The sequence below is a fragment of the Flavobacterium sufflavum genome (genome assembly GCF_004016525.1).
Taxonomy (GTDB): Bacteria; Bacteroidota; Bacteroidia; order Flavobacteriales; family Flavobacteriaceae; genus Flavobacterium; species Flavobacterium sufflavum.
The window spans coordinates 439,411-466,002 of sequence record NZ_SACJ01000001.1; the positions used below are offsets into that span (position 1 = coordinate 439,411).

Here is a 26,592-nt window from a genome sequence, read left to right on the forward strand (position 1 = left end):
GTTTGCAAAGATAAACAAACCTATAGAACAAATAACCAACTACTATAGGGGCGACAGAAATACTTTTTGTAAGAAAAAAAACAATATATTTGAAAAACCAAACTATAAATCAACACAACCAAAGATGAAAAAAACAATACTATCATTATGCTTTTTATTAGCCCTAAATGCTTTTTCACAAGAGAAAAAAATCTGGGCAAAATCTATTATCAATCAAAAAGCACCAAAACTAGTAGTAGAAAAATGGCTTTCAGAAAAACCTAAGACAAAAGGAAAATTTGTACTAATTGATTTTTGGGCTACCTGGTGTGGTCCTTGCAAAATAGCCATTCCTGAATTAAACCGTTTTAAAACGGAGTTTGAAAATGATTTGGTAGTTATTGGTATCAGCGACGAACCAAAAGAAAAAGTAGCCGCATTGACATCTCCTCAAATTGAATATTACAGCGCCATTGACACACAAAGAAACATGTACAACGCCTTAGAAGTAAAAGGTATTCCGCATTGCATTTTGATAGATCCTAATGGTATTGTCCGTTGGGAAGGCTATCCACTATTAACCGGATATAAACTAAGCTCTGAAGTAATAAAAGATATTATCGAAAAATACAAAAGCACAGATTCTACAAAACAGCTTTAATTCAAAATTTAAATACTTATACACGGATTTTAGCAGATATTATTTGGAACATTGTCCGTACCGAAGGTACTTTATTAATATTTCGCTAAATGTGGATGGATTAAAATCCATCCCTGCAACATTTGCCGAGTCAACGGCTATAAGCAATTATTATAAAAAACTAATATTCTTTATAATATCCAATTCCTAAAGAAAGTCCTAAGCCAACAAAAGTAGTTTTAGAGACATTGCCTATGAATTTAAAACCAATGCTATTACCTAAACTCGTTTTTTTGGTAACTGGTATCACTCCATAAATTCTATAGGGTTCTTTTTTGCTTTTAAACCAATTGATATCTATTTGAAATGGAAATCCAATTGCATGAGAACTGTCAAAATAATAGTAATTATTTTCATCTACTTTCTTAATTTCTCTTTCTACGGTGGCTAATCCTACTGAAAAACTCCAGGCTTTATTATTATGAATATACCTTTTACCCACCAAAATTCCATATTCTGTAATAATTTCTTTAGTATCTAAATAAGGTATTGGTAAGTATGGAGAGACATATGACAATTTTGAATTCGAAAACTGTGTAGTTCTTAAAGTAAATAAATTTTCTTTTTTTTGGTAATTTAGAGAGCCCCCAATCATGAATCCACTAGAATTACCTCCAGCAAAACCCAAATTGCCATCAAAATAGATAATAGGATTTGATTTTTCTTGCGCCTGTATTTTAAAAACAACAATACAGAAAATCAAAATTAACAAAACAGATTTTTTCATTTTAACAGGAATTAACTTTGTAACAAATAAACAAATACTTTATATTGATTTTACAAGAACCTGAAAAAATAACACAATAATAAAAGTAAATTAATTTCACTTTTGTTAAAGTTCAAAACTTTGACAAAGCTTATTATTAAGGAAACGTGAACGTAATTTATTTGAATACTATTTAGCCCCGATAGCAGTTAAAATCCTTTTGTGCCGGTGTTCGGCACAAAAGATTGCAACGGATAGCGGGAAATAGCTCCAAATAAAATTCTATTCCTTATTTTTGCGCTCTATAAAATTGAATTATGCTACAGAATCCAGAAAGATATACCATTACGGCGGCGTTGCCTTATACTAACGGACCAATTCATATTGGGCATTTGGCGGGTGTTTACGTGCCTTCGGACATCTATTCCAGATATTTAAGATTACAGGGAAGAGACGTTTTGTTTGTTTGCGGAAGCGACGAACACGGAGTTGCCATTTCGATGAAAGCCAAAAAAGAGGGGATTACGCCTCAGGAAGTTATTGATAAATACGATGGAATTATCCGTAAATCGTTCTCTGATTTTGGAATTGCATTTGATAATTATTCTCGAACTTCAGCTAAGATTCATCATGAAACGGCTTCGGAGTTCTTTAAAAAATTATATGAAAAAGGTGATTTTATCGAAGAAGTAACCGAACAATTGTATGATGCTAAAGCGGATCAATTTTTGGCAGATCGTTTTGTAATTGGAACTTGCCCAAAATGTGGCAACGAAGAAGCTTACGGCGACCAATGCGAAAAATGTGGTTCGACTTTGAATGCTACCGATTTGATTAATCCAAAATCGACTATTACAGGAGAAACTCCTATTTTGAAATCGACAAAACACTGGTTTTTACCATTGGACAGATACGATGCTTTTTTGAGAGAATGGATTCTTGAAGGACATAAAAACGACTGGAAACCGAATGTATACGGACAGGTAAAATCCTGGATTGACGGCGGATTAGAGCCTCGTGCGGTAACCCGTGATTTGGACTGGGGAATTGATGTTCCTGTAGAAGGTGCTGAAGGAAAAAAATTATACGTTTGGTTTGATGCCCCAATTGGTTACATCTCGTCAACTAAAGAATGGGCTGCGAGAGAAGGAAAAGATTGGGAGCCATATTGGAAAGATGAAAAGACAAAATTGGTTCACTTCATCGGGAAAGACAATATCGTTTTCCATTGCGTGATTTTCCCGGCGATGTTAAAAGCTGAAGGAAGCTACATTTTGCCTGACAATGTTCCTGCAAATGAGTTCTTGAATTTGGAAGGAAATAAATTATCGACTTCTAAAAACTGGGCGGTTTGGTTGCACGAATATTTGGAAGAATTCCCAAATCAGCAGGATGTTTTGCGTTATGCTTTGACTTCGAATGCGCCAGAAACTAAGGATAACGACTTTACCTGGAAAGATTTCCAGGCTAGAAATAATAACGAATTAGTAGCGATTTTTGGAAATTTCATCAATCGCGTGGTGGTATTAACCAATAAATATTACAACGGAATTGTTCCGACTCCAAACGAACTTTCGGAAGTGGATGAACAAACTTTAGCGGAATTACAAGCTTATCCAGCTGTGATTTCAAGTTCGATTGAGCGTTACAGATTCCGTGAGGCTTTAGGCGAAATGATGAATGCCGCTCGTTTAGGAAATAAATATTTGGCTGACGAAGAGCCTTGGAAAATGGTTAAAGACAATCCGGAACGTGTAAAAACCCAAATGCATGTGGCTTTGCAAATTGCTGCTGCTTTGAGTTCACTTTGCGAACCTTTCCTACCATTTACTGCCGCTAAACTGACTCGTATCTTAAAAATAGAGAATAAATTAAATTGGAGTACCATTACTGAAACTTCTGATTTAATGCCTGCCGGACACCAAATTGGTGAAGCCGAATTATTGTTTTCTAAAATTGAAGACGAAGAAATTCAGAAACAAATAGACAAACTGGAAGCTACTAAAACAGCCAATATCGCTGAAAACAAAAAAGCCGAACCACAAAAAGACCTAATTCAGTTTGAGGATTTTGCCAAAATGGATTTACGTGTTGGAACCATTTTAGAAGCAGAAAAAATGCCAAAAGCAAACAAGCTTTTAATTCTAAAAGTTGACACCGGAATTGATATTCGCACGATTGTTTCAGGAATTGCCGAGAGTTTCAAACCAGAAGATATTATTGGAAAAAGAGTAACTATTTTAGCTAATCTGGCTCCAAGAGCGCTTCGTGGTGTAGAAAGTCAGGGAATGATTTTGATGACCAATAACGCCGAAGGAAAACTAGTTTTCGTAAATCCGGATACTGATGGTGTTGGGAATGGAGAGACGATAAATTAAAAGAAATACAATCATAAATTACACTCAATTGCCACAACTTCTACGTGGCAATTGGTTTTTATAAACGATAGGAAACATGAACAATGCAAAACCCAAACTGGCTTTAGCACTTGGAATACTTTGTATTTCCATCTTTCCTATTTTGGTTCGCTTGCAATTAACTAACGGATTAATCTCGGCATTTTATCGCATGTTTATTGCGGCAGTGTTATTGTTGCCTTATGTAATTATTACTCGAAAATTCAAACGCCCTCCTACCACCATAACATTACTAGCAGTAGTTTGCGGAATTGTATTTGCGACTGATATTGCCATTTGGAATATAGCCATTCAAAAATCAAGTGCAACCCAAGCTACTTTATTGGCTAATTTATCCCCTGTTTGGGTGGGTATAGGTTCATTTTTGATTTTAAAAAACAAACCCTCAGTTAACTTTTGGATTGGAACAGCAATCGCCCTTATGGGAATGGTAACTTTAGTAGGTTTTGAAACTTTTGCCCAACTCAACTTTGACCTGGCCTTTGTACTCGCCCTTTTGTCCGGAATGCTTTACGCTACTTATATATTAATCAGCAAAAACATTTTATCCAAGGTTGACATACTCTCTTTTATGAGTATTGTTCTGGTTTCTTCGAGTCTGTTTTTAGCTTTGGTTTGCGGAATTACGGAGGAAAACTTTAGCGGTTTTTCAAATACCGCCTGGTTGGTTTTGTTTATCCAGGGTGCCGTTTGTCAACTGACCGCCTGGTTATTAATCAGTTATTCCACCCAACATTTACAAGCCACGAGAGTTTCACTTAGTTTGTTAGGACAAGCCGTTCTGGCCACCCTACTCGCCTGGTTATTTTTAGACGAAAAAATGAATTGGTTTAGGATTATTGGCGCTGTTTTTCTACTTTTAGGAATACGAATCACCTTCTATAACAAACCCATTGGATTTAAAAATTTAAAATAAAAGCCATGTCTTTAAAAGTAATTGCCTTCGACGCCGATGATACCTTATTTGTTAACGAAACCTATTTCTTAGAAACAGAAGAAAAATTTTGCGAGTTGATGAGTGATTACCTTTCACATCAGGGTATTGCTCAGGAACTTTTTAGAATAGAAATCCACAATCTAAAAATATACGGTTACGGGATTAAGGCTTATATTCTTTCGATGATTGAAGCCGCGATGACTATTTCCAATAATACAATTCCGGTTGAAGTGATTGAAAAAATTATCCAGTACGGTAAAGAATTACTGGAAAAACCCATCGTTCTATTAGACGGTGTTGAAGAAACATTAAAAACGCTGCATGGAAAATACAAACTGGTTGTAGCTACCAAAGGCGATTTGTTAGATCAACGCCGAAAACTGCATAATTCAGGATTGGGTAAATATTTTCACCATATCGAAGTAATGTCAGACAAACAAGAACAGGATTATCTGGACCTGATTAAACGTTTGGAAATTAAACCAACGGAATTTTATATGATTGGAAATTCCTTAAAATCGGATGTTTTACCGGTTTTAGCCATTGGCGGTTATGCCGCACATGTCCCGTTCCACACCACTTGGGCACATGAGAAAATTGACCACGAAGTAAAACATGAAAACTTTAGTGCTTTTGAAAAAATTACTGAAGTTTTGAAAAAATTAAAATAAACCAATCTGAATTTATCTACTTTTTCCCAGACTTAGATTCAATTAAAACTATTGTTAAATAAAAATCAAATAGGCTTATAACGATAGTCTTTATACGATTTTTAGTAACTTTACTTCACGTTTAACAAAAAACTCACGATTATGTTATCAAAAAATATAGAAGCTGCATTAAACAAGCAAATTCGCATTGAAGCTGAATCTTCTCAAACTTATTTGTCAATGGCTTGTTGGGCAGAAGTACATGGTTTGGAAGGAATTTCACAATTCATGTATAAACAATCTGACGAAGAACGCGCACACATGCTTAAATTAATTAAGTATGTAAACGAACGTGGTGGTCACGCACAAATTACCGATTTAAAAGCTCCTAAAACTACTTACAGCACTTTTAAAGAAATGTTTGAAGCTTTGTATGAGCATGAAATTTTTGTTTCAAATTCGATTAACGAATTGGTACACATTACTTTTTCTGAAAAAGACTATGCCACTCACAACTTCTTACAATGGTATGTTTCTGAACAAATCGAAGAAGAAGCAACAGCTAAAACAATTTTGGACAAAATCAACCTAATTGGTGATGACAAAGGTGGATTATACTTGTTTGACCGTGATATTCAACAACTGGCCGTTACCAGCTCGGTGGCTATAAATCCAAAATAAAAAAGTTAAAGTTTATTTAGAATATATAAAAATAACATTTTTTGTTTTATATTTGTCTCGGTTTTAAACTGATAGAAAAGGTGAGCAAGAAAGACAAAGAAAAAGACAAAAAAAGTAAGAAGAAGGACAAAAAGAAAAAAGAAGCTCTTAATGTCATTAAAAAAGTAGAAAACTGCAAATCTTCCTGTTGTGAAAAATTCAAAAAGTCAGAGAACAAGCGTTGCAAACGTTGCCCTATGTATGACTTGATTCAAAAAGTAGCCTAACTTTATATATAAAAACCCATCTCATTCTAAAAACGAGATGGGTTTTCTGTTTAATATCTTTACTGATTTCAACCCCAAGGTTTCATTTACCGCAAAGAGCACTAAGATTTCGCAAAGTCTGGGAAGTTCTAATAAATAAACCGCAAAATCGCAGATTAAAATTTATAATTTGCGAATTTGCGGTAAACATCTTAGCACTTTTTACGGTTAAACTGTCCTCGCTGATTTAAGGCTTTCCTAATAAAAGCAAATCAGAAACCACAACTTCGGTCACATAGCGTTTTTCTCCGTTTTTATCATCATAAGTACGATGAGTCAATTTACCTTCGATGGCAATTTCTCTTCCTTTAGTAACATATTTTTCGATAATCTCAGCGGTTTTACCCCAAGCTATTAAACGATGCCATTGGGTTTCTTCAACCTTCTCACCTTTATCGTTTTTGTAAATTTCATTAGTTGCCAATGTGAAATTGGCTAACTTTTTACCTCCGTCAAAATTTTTGATTTCCGGATCATTTCCTAAATGACCGATCAACTGTACTTTGTTTCTTAATGCATTCATGGCGTATAAAATTTAATTGTTAATGAATAAAATTGATTTCCAAAATTGTTATTGAAATTGTCATTGCTATTGTTGCTTTCCGACAGTACAAAGTTGCAACCACTACCAAAATTTATTCGGTTAGTACCTATTTACTTTCGGCTATAAATATTTGTAAACGTTTGTAAACGGATAATTATTTTTTCGTATCTTTCAGCAAATCAATCCTTTTATGCAAGCAGAAATCAACAAAGTCGAACTAAGAAATCTGAAAATTCAGGATTATAAAGAATTGAAAAATTCGATGATTGAATCTTATCCTGAAATGGTAGATGACTATTGGAGAGAAGCCGATATTAAAAAACTACTCAAAATATTTCCAGCAGGACAATTGGTTATTCTGGTAGATGATATTGTGGTAGGCTCGGCATTATCTCTTATTGTACCGGAAGATTTGGTAGATCAAAACCATGATTATGCTAAGATCACTGGAAACTATACTTTTTCTACCCATACGGCCAAAGGTGAAATTTTATACGGTATTGATGTTTTTGTGGTACCAAAATACCGTGGCTTACGATTAGGACGTCGTTTGTACGATGCGAGAAAAGAAATTTGCGAGCAATTAAATTTAAAAGCCATTGTATTTGCAGGCAGAATCCCCAATTACGCCAAATATGCTCAGGAGATCAACCCAAAAACCTATATTGACAAGGTAAAAAGAAAAGAAATTCACGACCCTGTACTTTCTTTTCAGTTAAGCAACGATTTTCACGTAATGCGTGTCATGAAAAACTATCTCGAAGGCGATAGAAAATCCAAAGAATTTGCTGTTTTATTAGAATGGAACAACATCTATTATATTGAAAGCCCCACAATCATTAATACCGAAAAAACCGTTATCCGTCTGGGCTTGATTCAATGGCAGATGAGAACATTAAAAAACTTAGACGCACTATTTGAACAATCGGAATTTTTTATTGATGCCGTTTCGGGTTATGGCAGCGACTTTGCTGTTTTCCCTGAATTGTTTATCGCTCCCCTAATGGCCGATTACAATCATTTATCCGAAGCCGATGCCATCCGGGAATTGGCTAAATATGCCGAACCGATAAGGAAACGTTTTCAGGAATTAGCCATTTCTTATAATATCAACATCATTAGTGGAAGCATGCCTAATCTAGTTGATGGAGTCCTTTATAATAGTGGTTTTTTATGCAAAAGAGATGGTACTTACGAAACCTATACTAAAATTCATATCACCCCAAACGAAGTTTTTCATTGGGGAATTACCGGAGGAAATACGATTCAGACTTTTGATACCGATTGTGGAAAAATAGGAATTATGATTTGTTATGATGTAGAATTCCCCGAACTCTCCCGATTAATGGCCGATGAAGGCATGAATATTCTATTTGTTCCTTTCCTGACCGATACTCAAAACGGCTATACCCGTGTAAAACATTGCGCCCAAGCCAGAGCCATAGAAAATGAATGTTATGTAGCCATAGCAGGATGTGTAGGCAACTTACCAAAAGTAAATAACATGGATATTCAATATGCACAAACGGCTGTTTTTACACCTGCGGATTTTGCTTTTCCAAGCAACGGAATCAAAGCCGAAACGACTCCAAATACCGAAATGACCTTGATTGTTGATGTCGATTTAGACCTGTTGAAAGAACTACACGAACATGGAAGCGTTAAAATTTTAAAAGACCGTCGTCATGATTTGTATCGAATTAAGAAACTAAAACATTAGATGATGAAAAACTGTTTAGAATGTGGTGAAAAAATCATCGGTCGAGAAGACAAGAAGTTTTGCAGCGACGGTTGTCGCAATGCCTACAACAATAAAATAAATAAGGATAGTAATAACATCATGCGCAACATCAATAATAAATTACGCAAGAATTATCGCATCCTCAGCGAACTCAACACTGATGGAAAATCTAAAACTACAAGAACAAAATTATTAGGAAAAGGATTTGATTTTGATTTTTTCACCAATATTTTAAAGACTAAAACAGGAAACACATACTATTTCCTTTATGACCAAGGTTATATGTTATTAGAAAACGATTTGTATATCCTTGTCAAAAAAGACAATTAGCAACCCGCCCCAAACCTAGCTAAAATGAAAAAAGATTTATCATCCATAGTTTACACCCTATTTTTTATAGCAGTCCTCGCTTTTATTTATCTCAGTATCATGCCTAGATGGACCTTTGACGACAACCAACCCTTATCTGAGTTTTCAACCAAAAGAGCTTTGGTTCACGTAAAAAAAATTAGTCAAAAACCACATTTTGTAGGTTCAGAAAATCACAATCAGGTAGCCAATTATCTGCAACAGGAATTAACTAAATTAGGCTTAAAAACTAGCTTTCAGGAAGGATACACCTTGACTGATTGGGGGAATTTAACCAAATCAAAAAATATAATTGCCCGAATAAAAGGAAACCAATCAGGAAAAGCACTGGTGTTACTTTCCCATTATGACAGCGCACCCCATTCAGCCTCACATGGTGCTGGCGATGATGCTTCCGGAATTGCCACCATCTTGGAGAGCGTTCGTGCTTTTTTATACAATAAAACCCCGCATCAAAATGACATCATTATTTTGTTTACCGATGCCGAGGAACTCGGACTCAATGGCGCGGCACTTTTTGTAACCCAACATCAATGGGCAAAAGAAGTGGGTTTAGTACTTAACTTTGAAGCTCGCGGTACTTCGGGTCCCAGTTATATGCTGATGGAAACCAACAATGGAAATGCGGGAATGGTTAAAAATTTCGCTGCCGCAAATACTACTTTTCCCGTTTCTAATTCGTTAATGTACAGCATTTACAAAATGTTGCCTAACGACACCGATTTGACTGTCTTTAGAGAACAAGGCAATATTCAAGGCTTTAATTTTGCCTTTATCGACAGCCATTACAACTACCACACCGCACAAGACGACTACAACCATTTAGACCATACTTCGGTAGCACATCAAAGTTCTTACCTAATGCCTTTACTAAATTATTTATCAAATACCGATTTGAATACCACAAAATCAACTGAAGATTATGTTTATTTCTCTATTCCTTTCAGTTTTATCAGCTATCCTTTTAGTTGGGTCGTTCCAATGGAAATTATCGCTTTTGCTCTTTTCTTATTCTTTATTTTTTTAGGTGTGGCCAAAAGAATATTAACTCCCCAAAAAATGCTGCAAGGATTCATTCCGCTATTGGGTTCGCTTTTTTCAGCAGGATTGATTACTTTTTTGGGCTGGAAGGCATTATTACAAATCTATCCGCAATACAATGATTTATTAAATGGTTTCACCTATAACGGACACGCTTACATTGCCGCTTTCGTATTATTAAGCATTGCTATTTGCTTTGCGTTTTATCATTTTTTTACGCCAAACAAAATTACTGCCAATCATTTTGTAGCTCCATTATTGATCTGGTTGCTTATCAATGCCGGCATTGCCTTTGGTTTACAGGGAGCCGGATTTTTAATCATTCCAGTTTATTTCGGAATCTTTATGTTCGGATTTTATATTCTTACCCAAAAATACAGCCCTGTTTTAAACCTGATTTTTGGCATCCCGGCCCTATTAATCATCCCTCCTTTTATCCAAATGTTCCCAATAGGATTAGGATTGAAACTATTGTTTGGAAGTGCTATCCTAACCACCTTATGTTTCGGATTACTCTTGCCTACTTTTGGTAATTACGTCCAAAAAGGAACTTGGTCTATTCTTTTCTTACTTGCTTCCATAGCCTTTTTTGCGAAAGCACATTCGGAATCCGATTACGAAAAAGGAAAGGCAAAATCCAACAGTCTGGTCTATCTCTATGATGCCGATACCAACTCGGCACAATGGCTGACTTATGATAAAAATCTGGATTCCTGGACAAAAAATTATTTAGGCGAAAATCCAAATACTCCAAAAGGACTTGAAGCTGTTCCACTATTTAGCAAATACGATTCGCAATTTACCTTTGCAGCCAAAGCACCCATAAAAAACATTCCGCAGCCTACTATTGATTTTCTTATCGATAGCATTTCGGATAATCTGCGCTATTTGAAAATTCGCATTTCGCCCAATCGAAAAGTCAATCGCTATGATATTTTTGCGAACGAAAAAATGGATATTTACAACATCAAAACCAATGGTGTTTCTCATTTAGAACAAAACGGGAAAATATATAAAAGAGATGGAAAAAGATTACTAAGCTATTATATAGTCGATAATGAACCACTTCTTTTAGAATTCAACATCAACGTTGCTACTGTGTTTGATATGAAACTATTAGAAAGTTCGTTTGATTTAATGCAAAATCCATTATTTCACATCAACAAAAGAGCCGACTGGATGATGCCAACGCCTTTTGTATTGAATGATGCCGTGGCAATTATGGAAACCATTAAACCTAGTCCCGGAACCATTCAAAAACCCGCAGTAGTTGCCGAACCTCAAGTTTATACAACGCAACCAACGCCAGTAAACGCAGTTCCAGATATGGAACCTAAAACTGTTAGTGAACCAACAACTATTCCCGAAGTAAACAAAGTTCCTGAAGCCAATAAAAAAGTTATAAAATCTAAACCCAAAACCCGAACTCGCCTAAAACTTATTGATGCTCCTATTGATACCACAAGATAAATAAACGACAAAACTCAAAGTACAATAATATTGTTTTTTCATTCTTTACCCAATATAAACAACTGATTTTTAATACTTTTTAATTCGTATTTTTTGTAACTTGTATCAATTAACCTAACAATCTAAAATCATGAAAAAATCTAAACTATTTATCTTTGGGATTATATTACTGGCAACATTAATGGTTTCATGCAATAATAAGCGAAACAATTTGATTAATTCATGGAAAACTTCTGAGGTAGAAGCAAAAATGCCGCTCTCAGATTCTGCAAAAAACGAAATTTTAACTAAAGGAAAATTAACTTTTACTAAAGACGGACATGTTAATGGATTCTTCCAAAGCGAAATAAACGATGGCACCTATGCTTTGACAAAAAAAGGTAAAAGTCTCGTAATTAAAGACGAAAATGGCACTCCATACCCTTGTGAAAGCACTATTACAGAAGACAAACTGATATTAGACAGTAAAGAAATGAAAATTACACTCACAAAAATGTAAATACCTTATATATCACTTCAAGCCACTCAAAAAAACAAATGAGTGGCTTTTATTTTTAGATTTTTATGATACTCCTGGAGTCCTTCTTCGTCGAGTACTTAATTAAATCAGAGGACATTTCATTTCGTCCGGCAGCAGAAGATAGCTCAAAAGTAGAATAACAAAGTTTTTTGCTTTACTACAAATTAAACTTAGAATTCAATCCTAAATCCAATCTGGTTAGCACTTGCCAATAGTGATGTTCTAGGTTCTGGTTTATAGTCATTAGCTAAAGTATTATTATATAAGCCCAATGCCGATTTAATCTTTTTAGGATATCCTATTTTAATTGGAATTGAAGCAACAATCATAGCTCCTCCAATTATTGCAGCTGTCATATTAGTGCGCTCTGATTGCACTGATGGATAATATCCATTCCCTGAATAAGATGATGTTGTATTATCACTATTCATTCCCACAACAAGATTTGCAGTCACGAGTCCTAAACCTCCATAAAAAAGAACATTACCCCAAGTTTTTTTACTTCTTCCTGAATTATACAGAGATAAAGCCTCTTTATTCTTTGCCAATAATTGCCGAACACCATCTGGAGTCACTTTTCTGTTTTCAGAATTATATACAGTTCCTCCACTGTCATAAGTAAGCTGCTGAGAAAAACTTGACAATGAAACCATTAAAAATGCAATTAGAATAGCTTTTTTCATAAATTTTGAATTATTTAATTTTTGTATCAATGATGGTTTTATTTTAGGACAATACTATTTTATTTCTGTATGTTTTTTTTATTTAATAGTTATTTACATTAATTAACCACGTTGCGATAATATTTCTGAACAATTGGAATCAATTAGCATATTCAATATCGATAATTTTATTATTTACCATCAACATTTCAGCTTTATCTTCTTCTGGGAAAATGAAAACTAATTTTCTTTTCTTTTCATCTCCTTTTGCAATTTTAGAATCAATTTTTCCCCACATATTAATTGGGCCCGTAAGCATCGCCCATTCTGCTTTATACTGTGTTTGAGTTCTTGGATTTAGCAACAAAAAATTGTCAAAATTCAATTCTTGTTTCTCTTCTAAACTATTTTTTAATGTAAGGAAAACAAAGACAAATTTATGCCCTCGACTAGGATGCCATGAGCCATTTCCAGTTGCAACACTTTTCCCTTCTACAATTTTATCAATAGTAAAACTAATACTTTCAGTATAGTTTTGGGTTTTAGGTATTACCTGATAAGTAGTATAACAGGATGATACTAAAACACCAATTAACAATAATATTAAAATTCTTTTCATTTGCTTTTAAATTAATCAACCAATCGACATCGGTTTATGTTTTTATTTACATTCTTTCAAATATATTATTTTTTTCTTACAAAACTATACCTCAAAAAAAGAACAAACTATAACCACAAAAGTCGGATAATTATGCAGAAATTTGCAATCTGAACTAATTGAGGGCGAAATGACACAGATAAGTATTTTAGGTTGCGGATGGCTGGGACTTCCTTTGGCGAAAGCGGTATTGAAAGAAGGTTTTCAAGTAAAAGGTTCTACTACGTCGGCAGAAAAACTGGCAACATTAGAAGAAAACGGAATTCAAAGTTTTTTATTGGCTTTAGATTCTAATACTGTTCCTGATGCTTTTGCTGATTTTTTAACAGCTAGTGAAACGCTCATTATTGCCATTCCGCCTAAACTAAGAGGAAAAAACAAGGATTACTCCGATGCTCACAATAATTCCTTCGTTAAAAAGATAGAGAACTTAGTTCCGTATATCCAAAAGTCCACTATACAAAATGTATTGTTTATCAGTTCGACTGCGGTGTATGGAGAAGCAAACGATGTGATTGACGAAAAGACCATTCCCGTTCCTGTTACCGAAAGTGGCAAACAATTACTTGAAATTGAGCAATTGTTATTAGCGAATACGCATTTCAAAACTACTGTTTTACGTTTTGGGGGCTTAATTGGTGAAGACCGAAACCCCGCCCGTTTCTTAGCCGGAAAAGAAAATGTTGCCAATCCTGATGCTCCAATTAACCTGATTGATCTGGAAGATTGCATTGGTATTATCCTGAAAATCTTGGCTACGGATACCTGGAACACGACGCTAAATGCGGTGACTCCTTTTCATCCCAGCAGAGAAGTCTATTATACTGAAAAAGCAGTGGCCGAAAAACTAATTCCACCCAGCTTTAATCATGAAAATCCTTCGACAGGAAAAACTATTTTAAGTGATTATCTAATAGAAAAACTAAACTATACTTTTACTAAAAACCCTTTATAAAGGTGATTCATAAGATAAAAAACAGCTTTTCGACTAAAATCAATGCTATTGGATTGCCAATTTTAGCACTGATCTGGGTTGGCTTTTTTTGGGGAACCACCTGGATTGCTTCCAAAGAAGGAGTGCGATACATCCCCGGAATTCAGATGGCAGCTATTCGCCAGTTTATTGCCGGCTTACTCTATATTCTTTTTTTCTTAGTTACCAAAGCCCCTTGGCCTAAAGGCAAACAATGGAAAACCATCATCATTCTTGCCGTATTGAATTTCACACTCAGCAACGGTTTGAGTACCGCCGGTGTAAAATACATCAGCAGCGGACTAGGTGCTATTATTGCTGCCATTTTCCCTATTTGGGTAGTGATTATTTCTTTTTTTAGAGGAGAGCGAATTGCCAAATTAGCCGTAACAGGTACCCTAATTAGTTTCGTAGGTATTTGTGTTATATTCTATGAACACCTGGGTGATTTCCTGATTGCTGATTTCAGACTGGGCATCATCTTATCAATTATAGCAACGATTACCTGGGCTTTTGGAACACTTTATACCAAGAAAAAAGCCGCTTCTTTTAATCCTTATTTTAGTCTGGGATTGCAAATGTTTATTTCCAGTATCTTATTATTTGCCTATAATGGAGCTACCGGAATTTCGGTCAACTTAAGCGAAATCCCAATTACTACCTGGTACGCCATTGCTTACTTGGTTATTGTGGGTTCGCTGATTACTTTTACTATTTTCATCTATTCTTTACAAAATCTCCCGCCTGAAGTAAGCAGTATTTATGCTTATATGAATCCTGTAGTAGCGGTTCTTTTGGGTGCTGCCCTATTTGGAGAATCACTTAGTCTTTCCATTGCATTAGGTGGTACGGTTACGCTGTTGGGACTTTATCTGGTTAATCAATCTCTAAGGCAAAGTCGCAAAAAAACAAACATATTAATTAAGTAAAGCTTCCTGATTTCCAATACAGTTTTTGTACTTTTGCAAAAAAATTTCATGAAACCTGTTTTATACAAATACCGCATCTTCATTGGTATCTTTTTTATTTTTTCAGTAGTTACACTTTCTCTTTTTTATAGTGCTTTAAAGCCTAAAAAAACGCTTCCTATTTACAATCCTGCCGATGTAAATCCCGAATTAGTGGATAGCACCGTTCAATATGTTAGTAAATACCATACTATAGCCGATTTTTCGTTTACCAATCAAAACGGAAAAACCATCACTCAAAAAGATTACGAAGGAAAAATTTATGTTGCCGATTTCTTCTTTACCACCTGCGGTACTATTTGCCCAAAAATGACCACCAACTTAGTTGACGTTCAAAAAGCGATTAAAAACAATCCAAAGGTAATGTTACTGTCGCATACGGTTTTTCCGGAAGTTGATAGTGTTGCAGTCCTGAAAGCCTATGCTATAAAACATGGCGTTGACGACCACAAATGGAATCTGGTTACCGGAGATAAAAAGGAAATTTACAAGATGGCTAGAAAATCATATCTGGCAGTAAAACTGGGTAAACCCAGCGAATTATACGATATGGTTCATACCGAAAACTTTGTATTAGTAGATGCCAAAAGAAGAGTTCGCGGTTTTTATGACGGCACCAAAAAAGAAGAAATTCAACGACTCATAGAAGACATTAACTTCCTGTGTAGCGAATAAGAAGACTATTCGAAAAGACAAAAAAACAGAAATGCCTATCTTATGCTTTACTAAATTCTAATTAAAACATAAAACTGATAATTATCATTCGAGTTAGCAATATAATATGTATTTTTGCAATCTTAATTCAATCTAAATAAGACCTTGCGTACCACTATAAATTCATTAAAAAAGAGCGAAAAAGCAATCATCAAAGATTTTGATATTGATATCATTCCTTTAAAGTTACTTGAAATGGGTTGCTTACCAGGAAATACGGTCGAATTACTTCAAATAGCTCCTTTTGGAGATCCATTATACCTAGATGTCAATGGTTCTCACCTGGCCATTCGCTTAGAAACCGCCAGAGAAATTGAAGTTGAACTAATCAAAACGGAGTTTTAATGATTCATCAAAATATTAACGTAGCTTTAATTGGGAATCCCAACGTTGGAAAAACTTCGGTTTTCAATCAACTTACAGGCTTGAACCAACAGGTAGGAAACTATCCTGGAATTACGGTGGAGAAGAAAATTGGTTTTTGCAAATTACCCCATAACATCAAAGCTAACATTCTCGATTTACCCGGAACCTATAGCCTAAACGCCAGTTCTATTGATGAAAATGTGGTAATTGAATTATTGTTAAATAAAAACGATAAGTTATATCCTGATGTAGCGCTGGTAGTTACTGATGTCGAAAACTTAAAAAGAAACTTACTGCTTTTTACCCAAATAAAAGATCTTGAAATCCCAACCATTTTAGTCATTAACATGGCTGACAGAATGGAAAGCAAAGGAATTTCACTGGACATTCCTTATCTTGAAGAGCAATTAAAAACAAAAATTGCCTTAATCAGTTCAAGAAAATCACAGGGTATTGAGGAATTAAAAAACCTTATTGTAACCTACAAATCCATTTCGGCTGAGCCTTGTTTGAACGCCTCTATCATTGACAAGGAATATTTTAACAACTTACAAAAAGCATTTCCTGACCAATTATTATACAAACTTTGGTTAGTAATTACCCAGGATGTCAATTTCTTAAATTTAGAGCGCAAGGAAATACAGGGTCCGTTTACCAAATCGCATACCGAATTAAAGCGTTTACAGCAACAGGAAACTATAAAACGTTATCAATTTATCAATGATGTTTTAAAAGTAGGATTGAATGTTGACAGTAGTGTTGCAAAAGATTTTCGTTCAAAATTAGATCGCGTACTAACGCATAAATTTTGGGGATACATCATTTTCTTTGTGATTCTTTTTGTGATTTTCCAATCTATTTTTGATTGGTCTTCGGTTCCTATGGATTTCATCGACAGTACTTTTGCTACTTTAAGCACAATGGCTGCCGAGCATTTACCTGAGGGTATTTTAACCGATTTGATTTCGCAGGGAATCATTCCGGGAATTGGAGGAATCCTGATTTTCATCCCGCAAATTGCCTTCTTATTCCTCTTTATATCCATACTGGAAGAAAGCGGTTATATGAGTCGTGTGGTATTTATCATGGATAAAATCATGCGCCGTTTTGGACTATCAGGAAAAAGTGTTGTTCCGTTAATTTCAGGGACAGCTTGTGCCATTCCGGCTATTATGGCCACCCGAAATATCGAAAACTGGAAAGAACGTTTAATTACTATTCTTGTAACGCCTTTTACTACCTGTTCAGCAAGATTACCCGTTTACGCCATTATCATTGCACTGGTAATCCCAAACCATCGTGTACTGGGCTTCTTAAACCTTCAGGGCTTAACATTAATGCTATTGTATTTATTAGGTTTTGGAATGGCAATATTCTCTGCCTATGTACTGAACAGAGTCATGAAAATAAGCGGTAAAACTTTTTTTGTGGTCGAAATGCCCAATTACAAATTACCTTTATTTAAAAACGTAGCAATAAATGTAATCGAAAAAACAAAAGCTTTCATTTCAGGTGCCGGAAAAATAATCTTGGCGATTTCAATCATATTGTGGTTTTTGGCCTCTTATGGTCCGGGTGAAAAATTCAAAAATGCCGAAACCATTATCAACACACAAGCCAATAATCATTCGCTTTCAAAAACAGAACTGAACAATAGAGTGGCCGCTTTTAAACTGGAGAATTCCTATATTGGTATCATGGGTAAAACAATAGAACCTGTCATTTCCCCTTTAGGATATGACTGGAAAATAGGTATTGCCATCATCAGTTCTTTTGCAGCAAGAGAGGTATTTGTGGGTACTTTAGCCACCATCTATAGTGTGGGAGGAACTGACAATGAAACCACTATTAAAAACAAAATGGAATCCGAAATTCATCCAATAACAGGAACCAAAATATTTAATTTTGCTACCGGAATATCGCTATTGTTATTCTATGCTTTTGCGCTGCAATGTGCAAGTACACTTGCCATCACTAAAAAAGAAACCAACAGCTGGAAATGGCCTTTAGGACAGCTTGTGTTTATGAGTAGTTTTGCTTATCTTACTGCCTTAGTGGCTTTTCAAATTCTAAAATAAACAAAGATGTTTCAACAAATCATAGCCTTTTTAGCCCTTGGGATTGCAGTTATCTATCTTTTTAAAAAATTCGTTTTAAAGAAGAAAAAAAAGGATAAAGATTGCGGCGGCGGTGATTGTGGATGTCATTAAAAATTTCAGACTATATCTTCATACTGTCTGTCTTCCCGAGCGAAGTCGAGGGATGATAATGTATAAGTAATGTTCTCGACTTCGCTCGAACTGACATTAGAGATTAATATAAACTATAATTCTCTAGCTCAATTTCACAAAAAGATTACTGGCAATTTTACTGGAAACATTTAAAAAAACATCATCTACTTTAATTCGAAGCGAAAGATCAAAACTCTCTTTCCCTATGATTTCAATAGCCGAACCTAAGGCAATTCCTTGTTTGTCTAAGTATTTTAAAAACTCCGAAGAAGTATCTTTTACCCCTACACAAATCCCTTTTTGCCCTTCGGATAATTCCGAAAGCAATTGTTTGTCGATTTTAGGAAGCTGGCCCTGAGCATTCGGAATGGGATCTCCATGAGGATCTTCGGTAGGATTCCCTAAAAAATCATCGAGTTTGTTAATCAGTTTTTCTGATTTTATGTGTTCTAATTGTTCGGCGATATCATGTACCTCATCCCATGAAAAAGCTAACTTTTCGACCAGGAAAACTTCCCAAAGACGGTGTTTTCTAACAATCATTTTAGCTTCTAATTTCCCCTGATCGGTCAAGGTAACTCCTTGGTACTTTTTATAATTAACCAAATCTTTTTCGGCTAACTTCTTCAGCATATCCGTTACAGATGAGGCCTTGGTTTCCATCACTTCGGCGATAGCATTGGTACTTACTCCCGAGCTTAAAACTACGGTAAGATGATAGATTGCTTTAAGATAATTTTCTTCTGAAAAAGTCATTTTTTGAAAGGTTCTAAGGTTCTAAGGTCAAAAGCATCAAAGGAAAAACCTCAGAAACTTAATACCTCAGCAACTATTTTTTAACAATCAACAAAGGTATCGAAATTTTATGACGCAAATCGTCTACTGTAGTACCAAAAATTAAATCTTTAAAGCCCGTATGTCCGTGAGTTCCCATAACCAAAATATCAAATTCAGCCTCATTTACAATCTTAGGAATTACTTTGTTTGGTTTACCAAAACCCAATTGGATTTCCACTTTAAAACCTTTTTGTGAAAGCATTACCTGATATTCTTTCAATAATTTTTCATCAACTATGGTTTCATGATCGTCAATATTTTCACCATAAACCATTGCGCCCACGGTTTCTACCACATGAATTAAAGTGTAATTTGCTTCCTTTCCTCCCAATTCGAAAGCACTATTCAAAGCAATTTCATCAGCCGAAGAAAAATCTACCGAAACAGCTATATTCTTTTTAGTATAACTTTCTGCTTCAGAAAAATGCAATTTCAAATGATGTGGTGAGTGATTTTGAATGGCAATTTTTGATTTGGTAATAAAAGGTTTAAAAATAATATAAAGCAATAATCCCAAGAAACCAAAGGCCAAAGGAACTACCGTAAGCCACAGTACAATTGGGTTTTCAGAAGTTTCAAGCCATCCATCAATTTCGTTGTAAACTAATTTGGCATTCAATGAAACAATAATGGAAGCAATAATCCAGGAAGCTATTTGGGTTATTTTACCAATGTGAAATCCTTTCATTCTCGATTTATCACTCACAAAATGAATCAACGGAATAATAGCAAAACCCAGCTGTAAACTCAAAATTACCTGACTCAAAATCAATAATTTTCCTGTTACACTTTCGCCATAAATTAAAATGACAATTACCGCAGGCACAATCGCAATTAATCGGGTAATGATTCTTCGAACCCAAGGTTGAATTCTTAGATTCAAATAACCTTCCATCACAATTTGTCCTGCTAAAGTTCCAGTTACTGTTGAACTTTGTCCTGCCGCAATTAAGGCTACGGCAAACAAAACAGGTGCCCATTTGGTTCCTAAAAGCGGCTCTAAAAACTTATGTGCATCCTGAATTTCGGCAACTTCAAACATTCCATTTCTATAAAATGTGGCTGCTGCCAAAATTAAAATAGCAGCGTTTACAAAGAAAGCTAAGTTTAAAGCTATGGTCGAATCGATAAAATTATATTTCAAAGCTTGCTTAATTCCAGCAGTTGTTCTGTCAAAATTTCTGGTTTGTACCAATGACGAATGCAAATACAAATTATGCGGCATCACCGTTGCTCCAATAATACCGATAGCAATGTATAAAGCAGCTTCGCTTGGTATAGAAGGAATTAAACCATAAACCACTTTATCTATTTCCGGTTGTGCAAAAATCATTTCGAAAACAAAAGAAAAACCAATAATAGCAACTAGTACAATAATAAAAGCTTCCATTTTTCGGATGCCTTTATTGATTAAAAAAAGCAATAAAAAAGTATCCAAAACCGTAATCAGAACCCCTTCAATAAGTGGAATATCAAATAACAGATTAATCCCTATTGCCATCCCTAAAACTTCAGCCAAATCACAAGCTGCAATAGCAATCTCTGCCAAAAAATATAGAATATAATTAATAACAGGAGAATATGTTTCTCTGGATGCTTGTGCCAAGTCGCGTTGGGTAACAATTCCCAGTCGCGCGCTTAAACTTTGTAAAAGCAAAGCCATTAAATTACTCATTAGCAATACCCATAGCAAAGAATAACCAAACTGGCTTCCTCCAGCAATATCGGTCGCCCAGTTTCCCGGATCCATATACCCCACACTTACTAAATAGGCAGGTCCAAAAAAGGCTAATATTTTTTTAAAAACGGATTTTTGATTCTGTGTCGAAACCGACTGATGAACTTCTTCAAGTGATTTTCCCATTGTATATTCTAACTGACTGAGGCAAATATAATTATATTTTTTTGTTTGTTGAAATATTATTTTTAGATTTGCCTAAATTTATATTTAAATATAAGCTAAATTATAATTGTGAAAAATCTAATTTTATCTTTTTCTTTTCTTCTACCTACTCTTTTAATTGCTCAAACGAGTATCAAAGGGAAGATTATGTCTCGTGGAACTCCATTGCAACTGGCAAACATTAGCTTAAAAAAGACAAACAAATCAACCACAAGTGATGCTGAGGGGACTTATACTTTAAAAAACATTGCCTTAGGCGAGTATGACATTATCGCTTCATATATCGGTTATAAATCCGAAACCAAAAAAATTAAGGTAACTGACAGCACTGAAGTTATGATTGATTTTAATCTAAAAGAAAACAATACACTGGACGAAGTGGTGGTAACAGGAACACTGAAAGCGGTTAGTCGTCTGGAAAGTCCGGTACCCGTAGAAGTTTACAAACCTACTTTCTTCAAGAAAAACCCAACAGCCAATATTTTTGATGCTTTACAAAACGTCAATGGTGTACGACCACAATTGAACTGCAATATCTGCAACACAGGAGACATTCACATTAACGGATTGGAAGGGCCTTACACTCTGGTTTTAATTGACGGAATGCCTATTGTAAGCGGACTTTCGACAGTTTATGGATTATCTGGAATCCCTAATTCTTTGTTAGAACGAATAGAAATTGTGAAAGGACCGGCTTCTTCACTTTATGGAAGTGAGGCTGTGGGTGGCTTAATTAATATTATCACTAAAAACCCAAAAACCGCACCTGTTTTCTCAGCAGATGCATTTGCTACCAGTTGGGGTGAAATGAATCTCGATTTAGGCTTTAAAGGAAACGTTAGCAAAACAGCATCCGTATTAACCGGAATAAATTATTTCAATTACAGCAACCCTATTGATAACAACAATGACAATTTCACCGATGTTACTTTATCAGATCGTATTTCTGTTTTCCAAAAATGGAATTTCAATCGAAAAAGTAACAAACTGCTTTCGATGGCCGGACGTTTTTTCTATGAAGACCGATGGGGTGGAGAAATGCAATGGGAGAAAAAATACCGTGGCGGAAGTGACGTTTACGGTGAAAGTATTTACACCAAACGTTGGGAATTATTAGGGGCTTATGAATTGCCTGTAAAAGAAAAAATGCTATTCTCTTTCTCTTACACTGACCACGACCAAAACTCGGTATATGGAGACATTCCGTATCTGGCAAAACAACGCATTGGTTTCGGACAATTGACTTTGGACAAAAACATAGGTCAACATGATTTGCTTTTTGGCACGGCTATACGTTACCAATATTATGATGACAATACACCTGCTACGATAACAGAAGACATCAATTGGATTCCGAGTTTGTTTGTTCAGGACGAAATAACATTGCATGAAAACCACAAACTTCTTCTGGGTGCACGCTATGATTATAACAAAAATCACGGTAATATTTTCACACCAAGACTGGCTTATAAATGGAAAATCAACGACAATAATATTCTGCGATTCAATACAGGAACCGGTTTCAGGATTGTCAACCTGTTTACCGAAGAACACGCCGCATTGACCGGTTCGCGTGATGTAATCGTATTAGAAGCATTAAAACCGGAACGTTCTTATAACGCCAATTTGAATTATTTGAAAAAAATATTTACCAAAAACGGCAACTTCATCGGACTCGAAACAACAGCCTGGTACACTTATTTTTCCAATTCGATTATACCGGATTATGACACCAATCCGAATCAGATTATCTACAAAAACCTGGATGGATACGCTGTTACCAAAGGAATCAGCACCAATATAGACATGGTTTTCAACTCTGGTTTAAAATTGATTCTGGGAGCAACTTATATGGATGTCACCAAAACCGAAAACGGATTTAAAACCCGTCAAATGTTAACAGAAAAATTCACAGGTACCTGGGCTATTTCTTATCGCATCAATAAATTATTTCTTGATGTTGACTATACCGGAAATCTTTATGGTCCTATGCGTTTACCGCTGTTGGGTGATTTAGACCCGAGAAAACCTTATTCCCCAACATGGAGTATCCAGAACATCCAATTTACCTTCAACAAGTTTAAAAACATCGAAATCTATGCTGGTGTAAAAAACCTATTGAACTGGACACCTAACAAAGGAAATCCGTTTATCATTGCCCGTGCCAACGATCCTTTTGATAAAAATGTAAAAATTTCTAATGGCAATACTAACGACACCAGTAATTATGGTCAACAAGGGAATTTTGTTCCAAAAGATCAGGTAGTCGACACCGCAGATAATCCTTATGCGTTGACTTTCGATCCCGGTTATGTTTATGGACCAAACCAGGGCATTCGTAGCTTTTTCGGATTGCGCTATACTTTGAAATAATAAAAAAATGAAAAAAAGGTTATTCATATTATTGATTTTCTTTTGGGCGATTCCATCCGGTTTTGCCCAATTGAAAACCTATTCGTTTGAAGAAGCCGAGCAATTAGCCGTAAAAAACCCAAAACCCTTTGTCGTTTTCACCCATACTTCCTGGTGCAAATTCTGCAAAATGATGGAAAATTCGACTTTTAAAAATGTCGAAATCAGCAACAAATTAAACGACTCTTTTTATTTCATCGCATTGGACGCTGAGGACAAAAAAGACATTCGATTCAACAAACATACTTTTCAATACCAACCCACCGGAACCAATACCGGCATTCACGAACTCGCCACAGCATTAGCCACCAACAACAATCAGGTCAGTTATCCCACATTGACTATTTTAGATTCGGATTATTCCATTGTATTCCAGCAAGCTTCCTACCTAAAAGCCCAAGACTTACTTGAAATTCTTGAGAAAATAAAATAATTGGTTACTTTTGGAAAGCATCTTCCTAAACCAATATGAAACACTACAACTATATTTTTACCGGAACAGGTCTGGCCACTTTAATGACGGTCTATAAAATGGCACAATCCGGAAAATATAATAACAAAAGCATTTTGTTATTGGATGAGAATCCAAAAAAAACAAATGACAGAACCTGGTGTTTTTGGGAAAAAGAAAAAACCATTTGGGATTCCATCATTTCAAAAAAATGGAATTCGGCTTTGTTTGCCAATGCCGATTTTAATCGAAATTTAGAATTACAACCTTATCAATACTGTAAAATTCAAGGATTGGATTTTTACAATTTTGTTTTCGAATCCCTTTCGAAAGAAGGAAACATCACTTTTTTAAATGAAAAGGTAACCAACATCAACGAACTGGAAAATCACGTTTATGTAGCTACCGAGAACAATTCGTTTACTTGTGACCAGGTTTTTAATAGTATTTTCAATAAAGCTGCTGTTACCGGACAAACGAAATTTCCGATTTTGCAACAGCATTTTATTGGTTGGAGTATAAAAACAGCCGAAGCCATTTTCAATCTGGAGCAAGCTACTTTTATGGATTTTTCCGTTGCCCAAAAAGGCAATACGCGATTCATCTATGTACTGCCAATTTCTGAAAACGAAGCCCTGATAGAATATACGCTTTTCTCTGCTGAACTTTTGGAGAAAGAGGAATACGAAACCGAAATTGAAAATTACATTCAGAAACTAGGCATTCAAAACTTCGAAATTATCGAAAAAGAACAAGGCAGCATTCCGATGACTTGCTATCCATTTTGGAAAAAAAACACCAAAAAAGTCCTGAATATTGGCACTGCCGGAGGATGGACAAAAGCCAGCACGGGTTATACTTTTAAAAATACTGACAAACATTCAACTCGATTAGTTAGCTTTCTTCAAAAGGAAACCGACCTTAGAAAATTCCACCGCAAAAGCAGGTTTTGGTTTTACGACTTGCTTTTATTGGATATTCTGCACCGACAAAACCAATTGGGTTCCCGGATTTTTTCTTCGATGTTCAAAAATAGAAATCCTGCTTTGATTTTTAAATTTCTGGACGAAGAAACTTCAATAATCGAAGATATCAAAGTAATCCTAAAATGTCCTAAAAAGCTTTTTATAAAAGCATTATTAAAATCAGGACGCTATTTATAATTTCGAAAATGACTATCAAACTATAACAAAACTTTATAATCCAAGTCATAGAGTTCGATAGATTCTTCGTAACTTTGCCTATTCAAAAATTACAAATTAAAATACAAAAGATATGTATCCACAAGAAATGGTAACTCCAATGCAAGCTGAATTAACTACAGCTGGTTTTCAAGATTTACATAGTGCTCAAGACGTAGAAAATGCTATCAAAGCCGAAGGAACAACATTAGTTGTTGTAAACTCTGTTTGTGGTTGTGCTGCAAGAAACGCACGTCCGGGAGCAAAATTGAGTTTAGAAGGTGCTAAAAAACCAGATCATTTAATCACTGTTTTTGCAGGAGTTGACAAAGAAGCAGTAGATGCTGCAAGACAACACATGTTTCCTTTCCCTCCATCATCGCCATCTATGGCTTTGTTCAAAAACGGAGAATTGGTTCACATGTTAGAGCGTCACCACATTGAAGGTCGTCCAGCTGAAATGATCGCTGAGAACTTACAAGATGCTTACAACGAATATTGTTAAGACTTAACTAAGGCTGAACCACAAAGTTCACCAAGTTTTTACACAAAGAACACAAAAATAATTACCGCAAATTCGCAAATTTTATAATCTGTGAGTTTGCGTTTTTTTTTAAACCATTAAGAAATTTAAGAAAATTTAGAATCTAATTATAACCGCTAAGTCCACACAAACGAAAAAGAACTCTTAACTAAACTTAATTGCCTTAATGGTTTATTAAAAAAACTTTGTGAACTTAGCGTAAAAACTTAGTGCCCTTTGTAGTTAAAAAAAATGAAAAACTTTGGAAAAAGAACTCAAAAACATCACCTTCACAGTTATTGAAAACGGAACACAAATCCCGATTTCAACGCGTCATGGCAGCTATCCCAATCTGATGTATTTACTTAAGGAAGAATTACAGTTGGAAAGTTTTGGCGAATGTGGCGGCGTAGGCCGATGTGCCACTTGCGTTATAACAACAAAAGGACTTACAGGTGCTGCTGCAATCAAAGAACGAAACGAACCCACCACTTTAGAGAAACTAGGCCATTCTGACGAAGCTACACGTCTTTCGTGTCAAATCTATATCACCCCTGATTTAGATGGAGCTGAGATTACTATTTTAGAAATATAACCTACTGAATCTATGCTTTTTTAACCACAAAGCACACTAAGTTTTTACGCTAAGTTCA

General features: G+C 35.3%; 27 protein-coding genes. 21 read left to right on the top strand and 6 right to left on the bottom strand.

Annotated elements, in window-relative coordinates; genetic code table 11:
• Positions 1-124 precede the first annotated feature (124 nt).
• Positions 125-640, top strand: a complete 516-nt coding sequence (locus tag EOD40_RS01500) for a TlpA family protein disulfide reductase (RefSeq protein ID WP_128193130.1) — start codon at positions 125-127, stop codon at positions 638-640.
• Positions 641-800: 160 nt separating this feature from the next.
• On the opposite strand, the gene EOD40_RS01505 is transcribed toward EOD40_RS01500, so the two are convergent.
• Positions 801-1,406, bottom strand: a complete 606-nt coding sequence (locus EOD40_RS01505) for a hypothetical protein (RefSeq protein WP_128193131.1) — start codon at positions 1,404-1,406, stop codon at positions 801-803.
• 296 nt (positions 1,407-1,702) lie between these two features.
• Here EOD40_RS01505 and metG point away from each other — a divergent pair, with 296 nt between their 5' ends.
• The 5 genes from metG (at position 1,703) to EOD40_RS01530 (ending at position 6,336) form a co-directional block, all read left to right on the top strand.
• Positions 1,703-3,763 (top strand): methionine--tRNA ligase, encoded by a 2,061-nt coding sequence (metG, locus tag EOD40_RS01510; protein ID WP_128193132.1) that lies wholly within the window; start codon positions 1,703-1,705, stop codon positions 3,761-3,763.
• A 76-nt stretch (positions 3,764-3,839) separates the two neighbouring features.
• Positions 3,840-4,718: a DMT family transporter gene (locus EOD40_RS01515; RefSeq protein WP_128193133.1), complete on the top strand. Its 879-nt coding sequence runs from the start codon at positions 3,840-3,842 to the stop codon at positions 4,716-4,718.
• Positions 4,719-4,723: 5 nt separating this feature from the next.
• The gene (locus tag EOD40_RS01520) at positions 4,724-5,410 is read left to right on the top strand and encodes an HAD family hydrolase (protein ID WP_128193134.1); all 687 of its coding nucleotides are present in this window, start codon (positions 4,724-4,726) and stop codon (positions 5,408-5,410) included.
• A 141-nt stretch (positions 5,411-5,551) separates the two neighbouring features.
• Positions 5,552-6,070 carry a ferritin gene (locus EOD40_RS01525; RefSeq protein WP_128193135.1) on the top strand — a complete coding sequence of 173 codons (519 nt, stop codon included), beginning with the start codon at positions 5,552-5,554 and terminating at the stop codon, positions 6,068-6,070.
• A gap of 80 nt (positions 6,071-6,150) precedes the next feature.
• On the top strand, positions 6,151-6,336 hold the full coding sequence (locus EOD40_RS01530) for a hypothetical protein (protein WP_128193136.1): 186 nt from the start codon (positions 6,151-6,153) through the stop codon (positions 6,334-6,336).
• Positions 6,337-6,562: 226 nt separating this feature from the next.
• Here the strand turns inward: EOD40_RS01530 and EOD40_RS01535 are convergent, their stop codons facing one another.
• Positions 6,563-6,898 (bottom strand): single-stranded DNA-binding protein, encoded by a 336-nt coding sequence (locus EOD40_RS01535; RefSeq protein WP_128193137.1) that lies wholly within the window; start codon positions 6,896-6,898, stop codon positions 6,563-6,565.
• Between the two features lie 211 nt (positions 6,899-7,109).
• Between EOD40_RS01535 and EOD40_RS01540 the strand changes: the two genes are divergently transcribed.
• The 4 genes from EOD40_RS01540 (at position 7,110) to EOD40_RS01555 (ending at position 12,039) form a co-directional block, all read left to right on the top strand.
• Positions 7,110-8,639: a bifunctional GNAT family N-acetyltransferase/carbon-nitrogen hydrolase family protein gene (locus tag EOD40_RS01540; protein WP_128193138.1), complete on the top strand. Its 1,530-nt coding sequence runs from the start codon at positions 7,110-7,112 to the stop codon at positions 8,637-8,639.
• Between the two features lie 3 nt (positions 8,640-8,642).
• Positions 8,643-8,990, top strand: a complete 348-nt coding sequence (locus EOD40_RS01545; protein ID WP_128193402.1) for a hypothetical protein — start codon at positions 8,643-8,645, stop codon at positions 8,988-8,990.
• A 24-nt stretch (positions 8,991-9,014) separates the two neighbouring features.
• Positions 9,015-11,540 (top strand): M28 family peptidase, encoded by a 2,526-nt coding sequence (locus tag EOD40_RS01550; RefSeq protein WP_128193139.1) that lies wholly within the window; start codon positions 9,015-9,017, stop codon positions 11,538-11,540.
• Positions 11,541-11,670: 130 nt separating this feature from the next.
• The gene (locus tag EOD40_RS01555; protein ID WP_128193140.1) at positions 11,671-12,039 is read left to right on the top strand and encodes a flagellar basal-body rod protein FlgG; all 369 of its coding nucleotides are present in this window, start codon (positions 11,671-11,673) and stop codon (positions 12,037-12,039) included.
• Between the two features lie 191 nt (positions 12,040-12,230).
• Here EOD40_RS01555 and EOD40_RS01560 read toward each other — a convergent pair whose 3' ends face one another.
• Together EOD40_RS01560 and EOD40_RS01565 are read right to left on the bottom strand one after the other, a co-directional pair.
• The gene (locus EOD40_RS01560; protein WP_128193141.1) at positions 12,231-12,743 is read right to left on the bottom strand and encodes a hypothetical protein; all 513 of its coding nucleotides are present in this window, start codon (positions 12,741-12,743) and stop codon (positions 12,231-12,233) included.
• Positions 12,744-12,882: 139 nt separating this feature from the next.
• The gene (locus tag EOD40_RS01565) at positions 12,883-13,341 is read right to left on the bottom strand and encodes a DUF4352 domain-containing protein (RefSeq protein WP_128193142.1); all 459 of its coding nucleotides are present in this window, start codon (positions 13,339-13,341) and stop codon (positions 12,883-12,885) included.
• A 169-nt stretch (positions 13,342-13,510) separates the two neighbouring features.
• Here EOD40_RS01565 and EOD40_RS01570 point away from each other — a divergent pair, with 169 nt between their 5' ends.
• The 6 genes from EOD40_RS01570 to EOD40_RS01595 all read left to right on the top strand — a co-directional run bounded on the left by EOD40_RS01570 (position 13,511) and on the right by EOD40_RS01595 (position 18,611).
• Positions 13,511-14,335, top strand: coding sequence for an NAD-dependent epimerase/dehydratase family protein (locus EOD40_RS01570; protein WP_128193143.1), 825 nt, complete (start codon positions 13,511-13,513; stop codon positions 14,333-14,335).
• Positions 14,336-14,337: 2 nt separating this feature from the next.
• Positions 14,338-15,282, top strand: a complete 945-nt coding sequence (locus EOD40_RS01575) for a DMT family transporter (RefSeq protein ID WP_231129555.1) — start codon at positions 14,338-14,340, stop codon at positions 15,280-15,282.
• A gap of 48 nt (positions 15,283-15,330) precedes the next feature.
• Complete coding sequence (locus tag EOD40_RS01580; protein WP_128193144.1) at positions 15,331-15,996, top strand: SCO family protein; 666 nt, start codon at positions 15,331-15,333, stop codon at positions 15,994-15,996.
• Between the two features lie 144 nt (positions 15,997-16,140).
• Positions 16,141-16,380 carry a FeoA family protein gene (locus EOD40_RS01585; protein ID WP_128193145.1) on the top strand — a complete coding sequence of 80 codons (240 nt, stop codon included), beginning with the start codon at positions 16,141-16,143 and terminating at the stop codon, positions 16,378-16,380.
• A complete protein-coding gene (gene feoB / locus EOD40_RS01590) occupies positions 16,380-18,479 on the top strand; it encodes a ferrous iron transport protein B (protein WP_128193146.1) in 2,100 nt (699 codons plus the stop codon). Before EOD40_RS01585 ends, feoB begins: the two co-directional genes overlap by 1 nt.
• A 6-nt stretch (positions 18,480-18,485) precedes the next feature.
• Positions 18,486-18,611 (top strand): FeoB-associated Cys-rich membrane protein, encoded by a 126-nt coding sequence (locus EOD40_RS01595; RefSeq protein ID WP_128193147.1) that lies wholly within the window; start codon positions 18,486-18,488, stop codon positions 18,609-18,611.
• Between the two features lie 123 nt (positions 18,612-18,734).
• On the opposite strand, the gene EOD40_RS01600 is transcribed toward EOD40_RS01595, so the two are convergent.
• Together EOD40_RS01600 and EOD40_RS01605 are read right to left on the bottom strand one after the other, a co-directional pair.
• Positions 18,735-19,388 carry a metal-dependent transcriptional regulator gene (locus EOD40_RS01600; protein WP_128193148.1) on the bottom strand — a complete coding sequence of 218 codons (654 nt, stop codon included), beginning with the start codon at positions 19,386-19,388 and terminating at the stop codon, positions 18,735-18,737.
• A 73-nt stretch (positions 19,389-19,461) separates the two neighbouring features.
• Entirely contained in the window at positions 19,462-21,333 is a 1,872-nt protein-coding gene (locus EOD40_RS01605) for an Nramp family divalent metal transporter (protein ID WP_128193149.1), read from the bottom strand.
• Between the two features lie 108 nt (positions 21,334-21,441).
• On the opposite strand from EOD40_RS01605, the gene EOD40_RS01610 reads away from it, so the two are divergent.
• The 5 genes from EOD40_RS01610 to EOD40_RS01630 all read left to right on the top strand — a co-directional run bounded on the left by EOD40_RS01610 (position 21,442) and on the right by EOD40_RS01630 (position 26,534).
• The gene (locus EOD40_RS01610; protein ID WP_128193150.1) at positions 21,442-23,745 is read left to right on the top strand and encodes a TonB-dependent receptor; all 2,304 of its coding nucleotides are present in this window, start codon (positions 21,442-21,444) and stop codon (positions 23,743-23,745) included.
• 7 nt (positions 23,746-23,752) lie between these two features.
• Positions 23,753-24,217 (top strand): thioredoxin family protein, encoded by a 465-nt coding sequence (locus EOD40_RS01615; RefSeq protein WP_128193151.1) that lies wholly within the window; start codon positions 23,753-23,755, stop codon positions 24,215-24,217.
• 35 nt (positions 24,218-24,252) lie between these two features.
• Positions 24,253-25,398, top strand: a complete 1,146-nt coding sequence (locus EOD40_RS01620; protein ID WP_128193152.1) for a lycopene cyclase family protein — start codon at positions 24,253-24,255, stop codon at positions 25,396-25,398.
• A 112-nt stretch (positions 25,399-25,510) separates the two neighbouring features.
• Entirely contained in the window at positions 25,511-25,921 is a 411-nt protein-coding gene (locus EOD40_RS01625) for a BrxA/BrxB family bacilliredoxin (RefSeq protein WP_128193153.1), read from the top strand.
• Positions 25,922-26,201: 280 nt separating this feature from the next.
• Positions 26,202-26,534, top strand: coding sequence for a 2Fe-2S iron-sulfur cluster-binding family protein (locus EOD40_RS01630; protein ID WP_128193154.1), 333 nt, complete (start codon positions 26,202-26,204; stop codon positions 26,532-26,534).
• Positions 26,535-26,592: the final 58 nt, after the last annotated feature.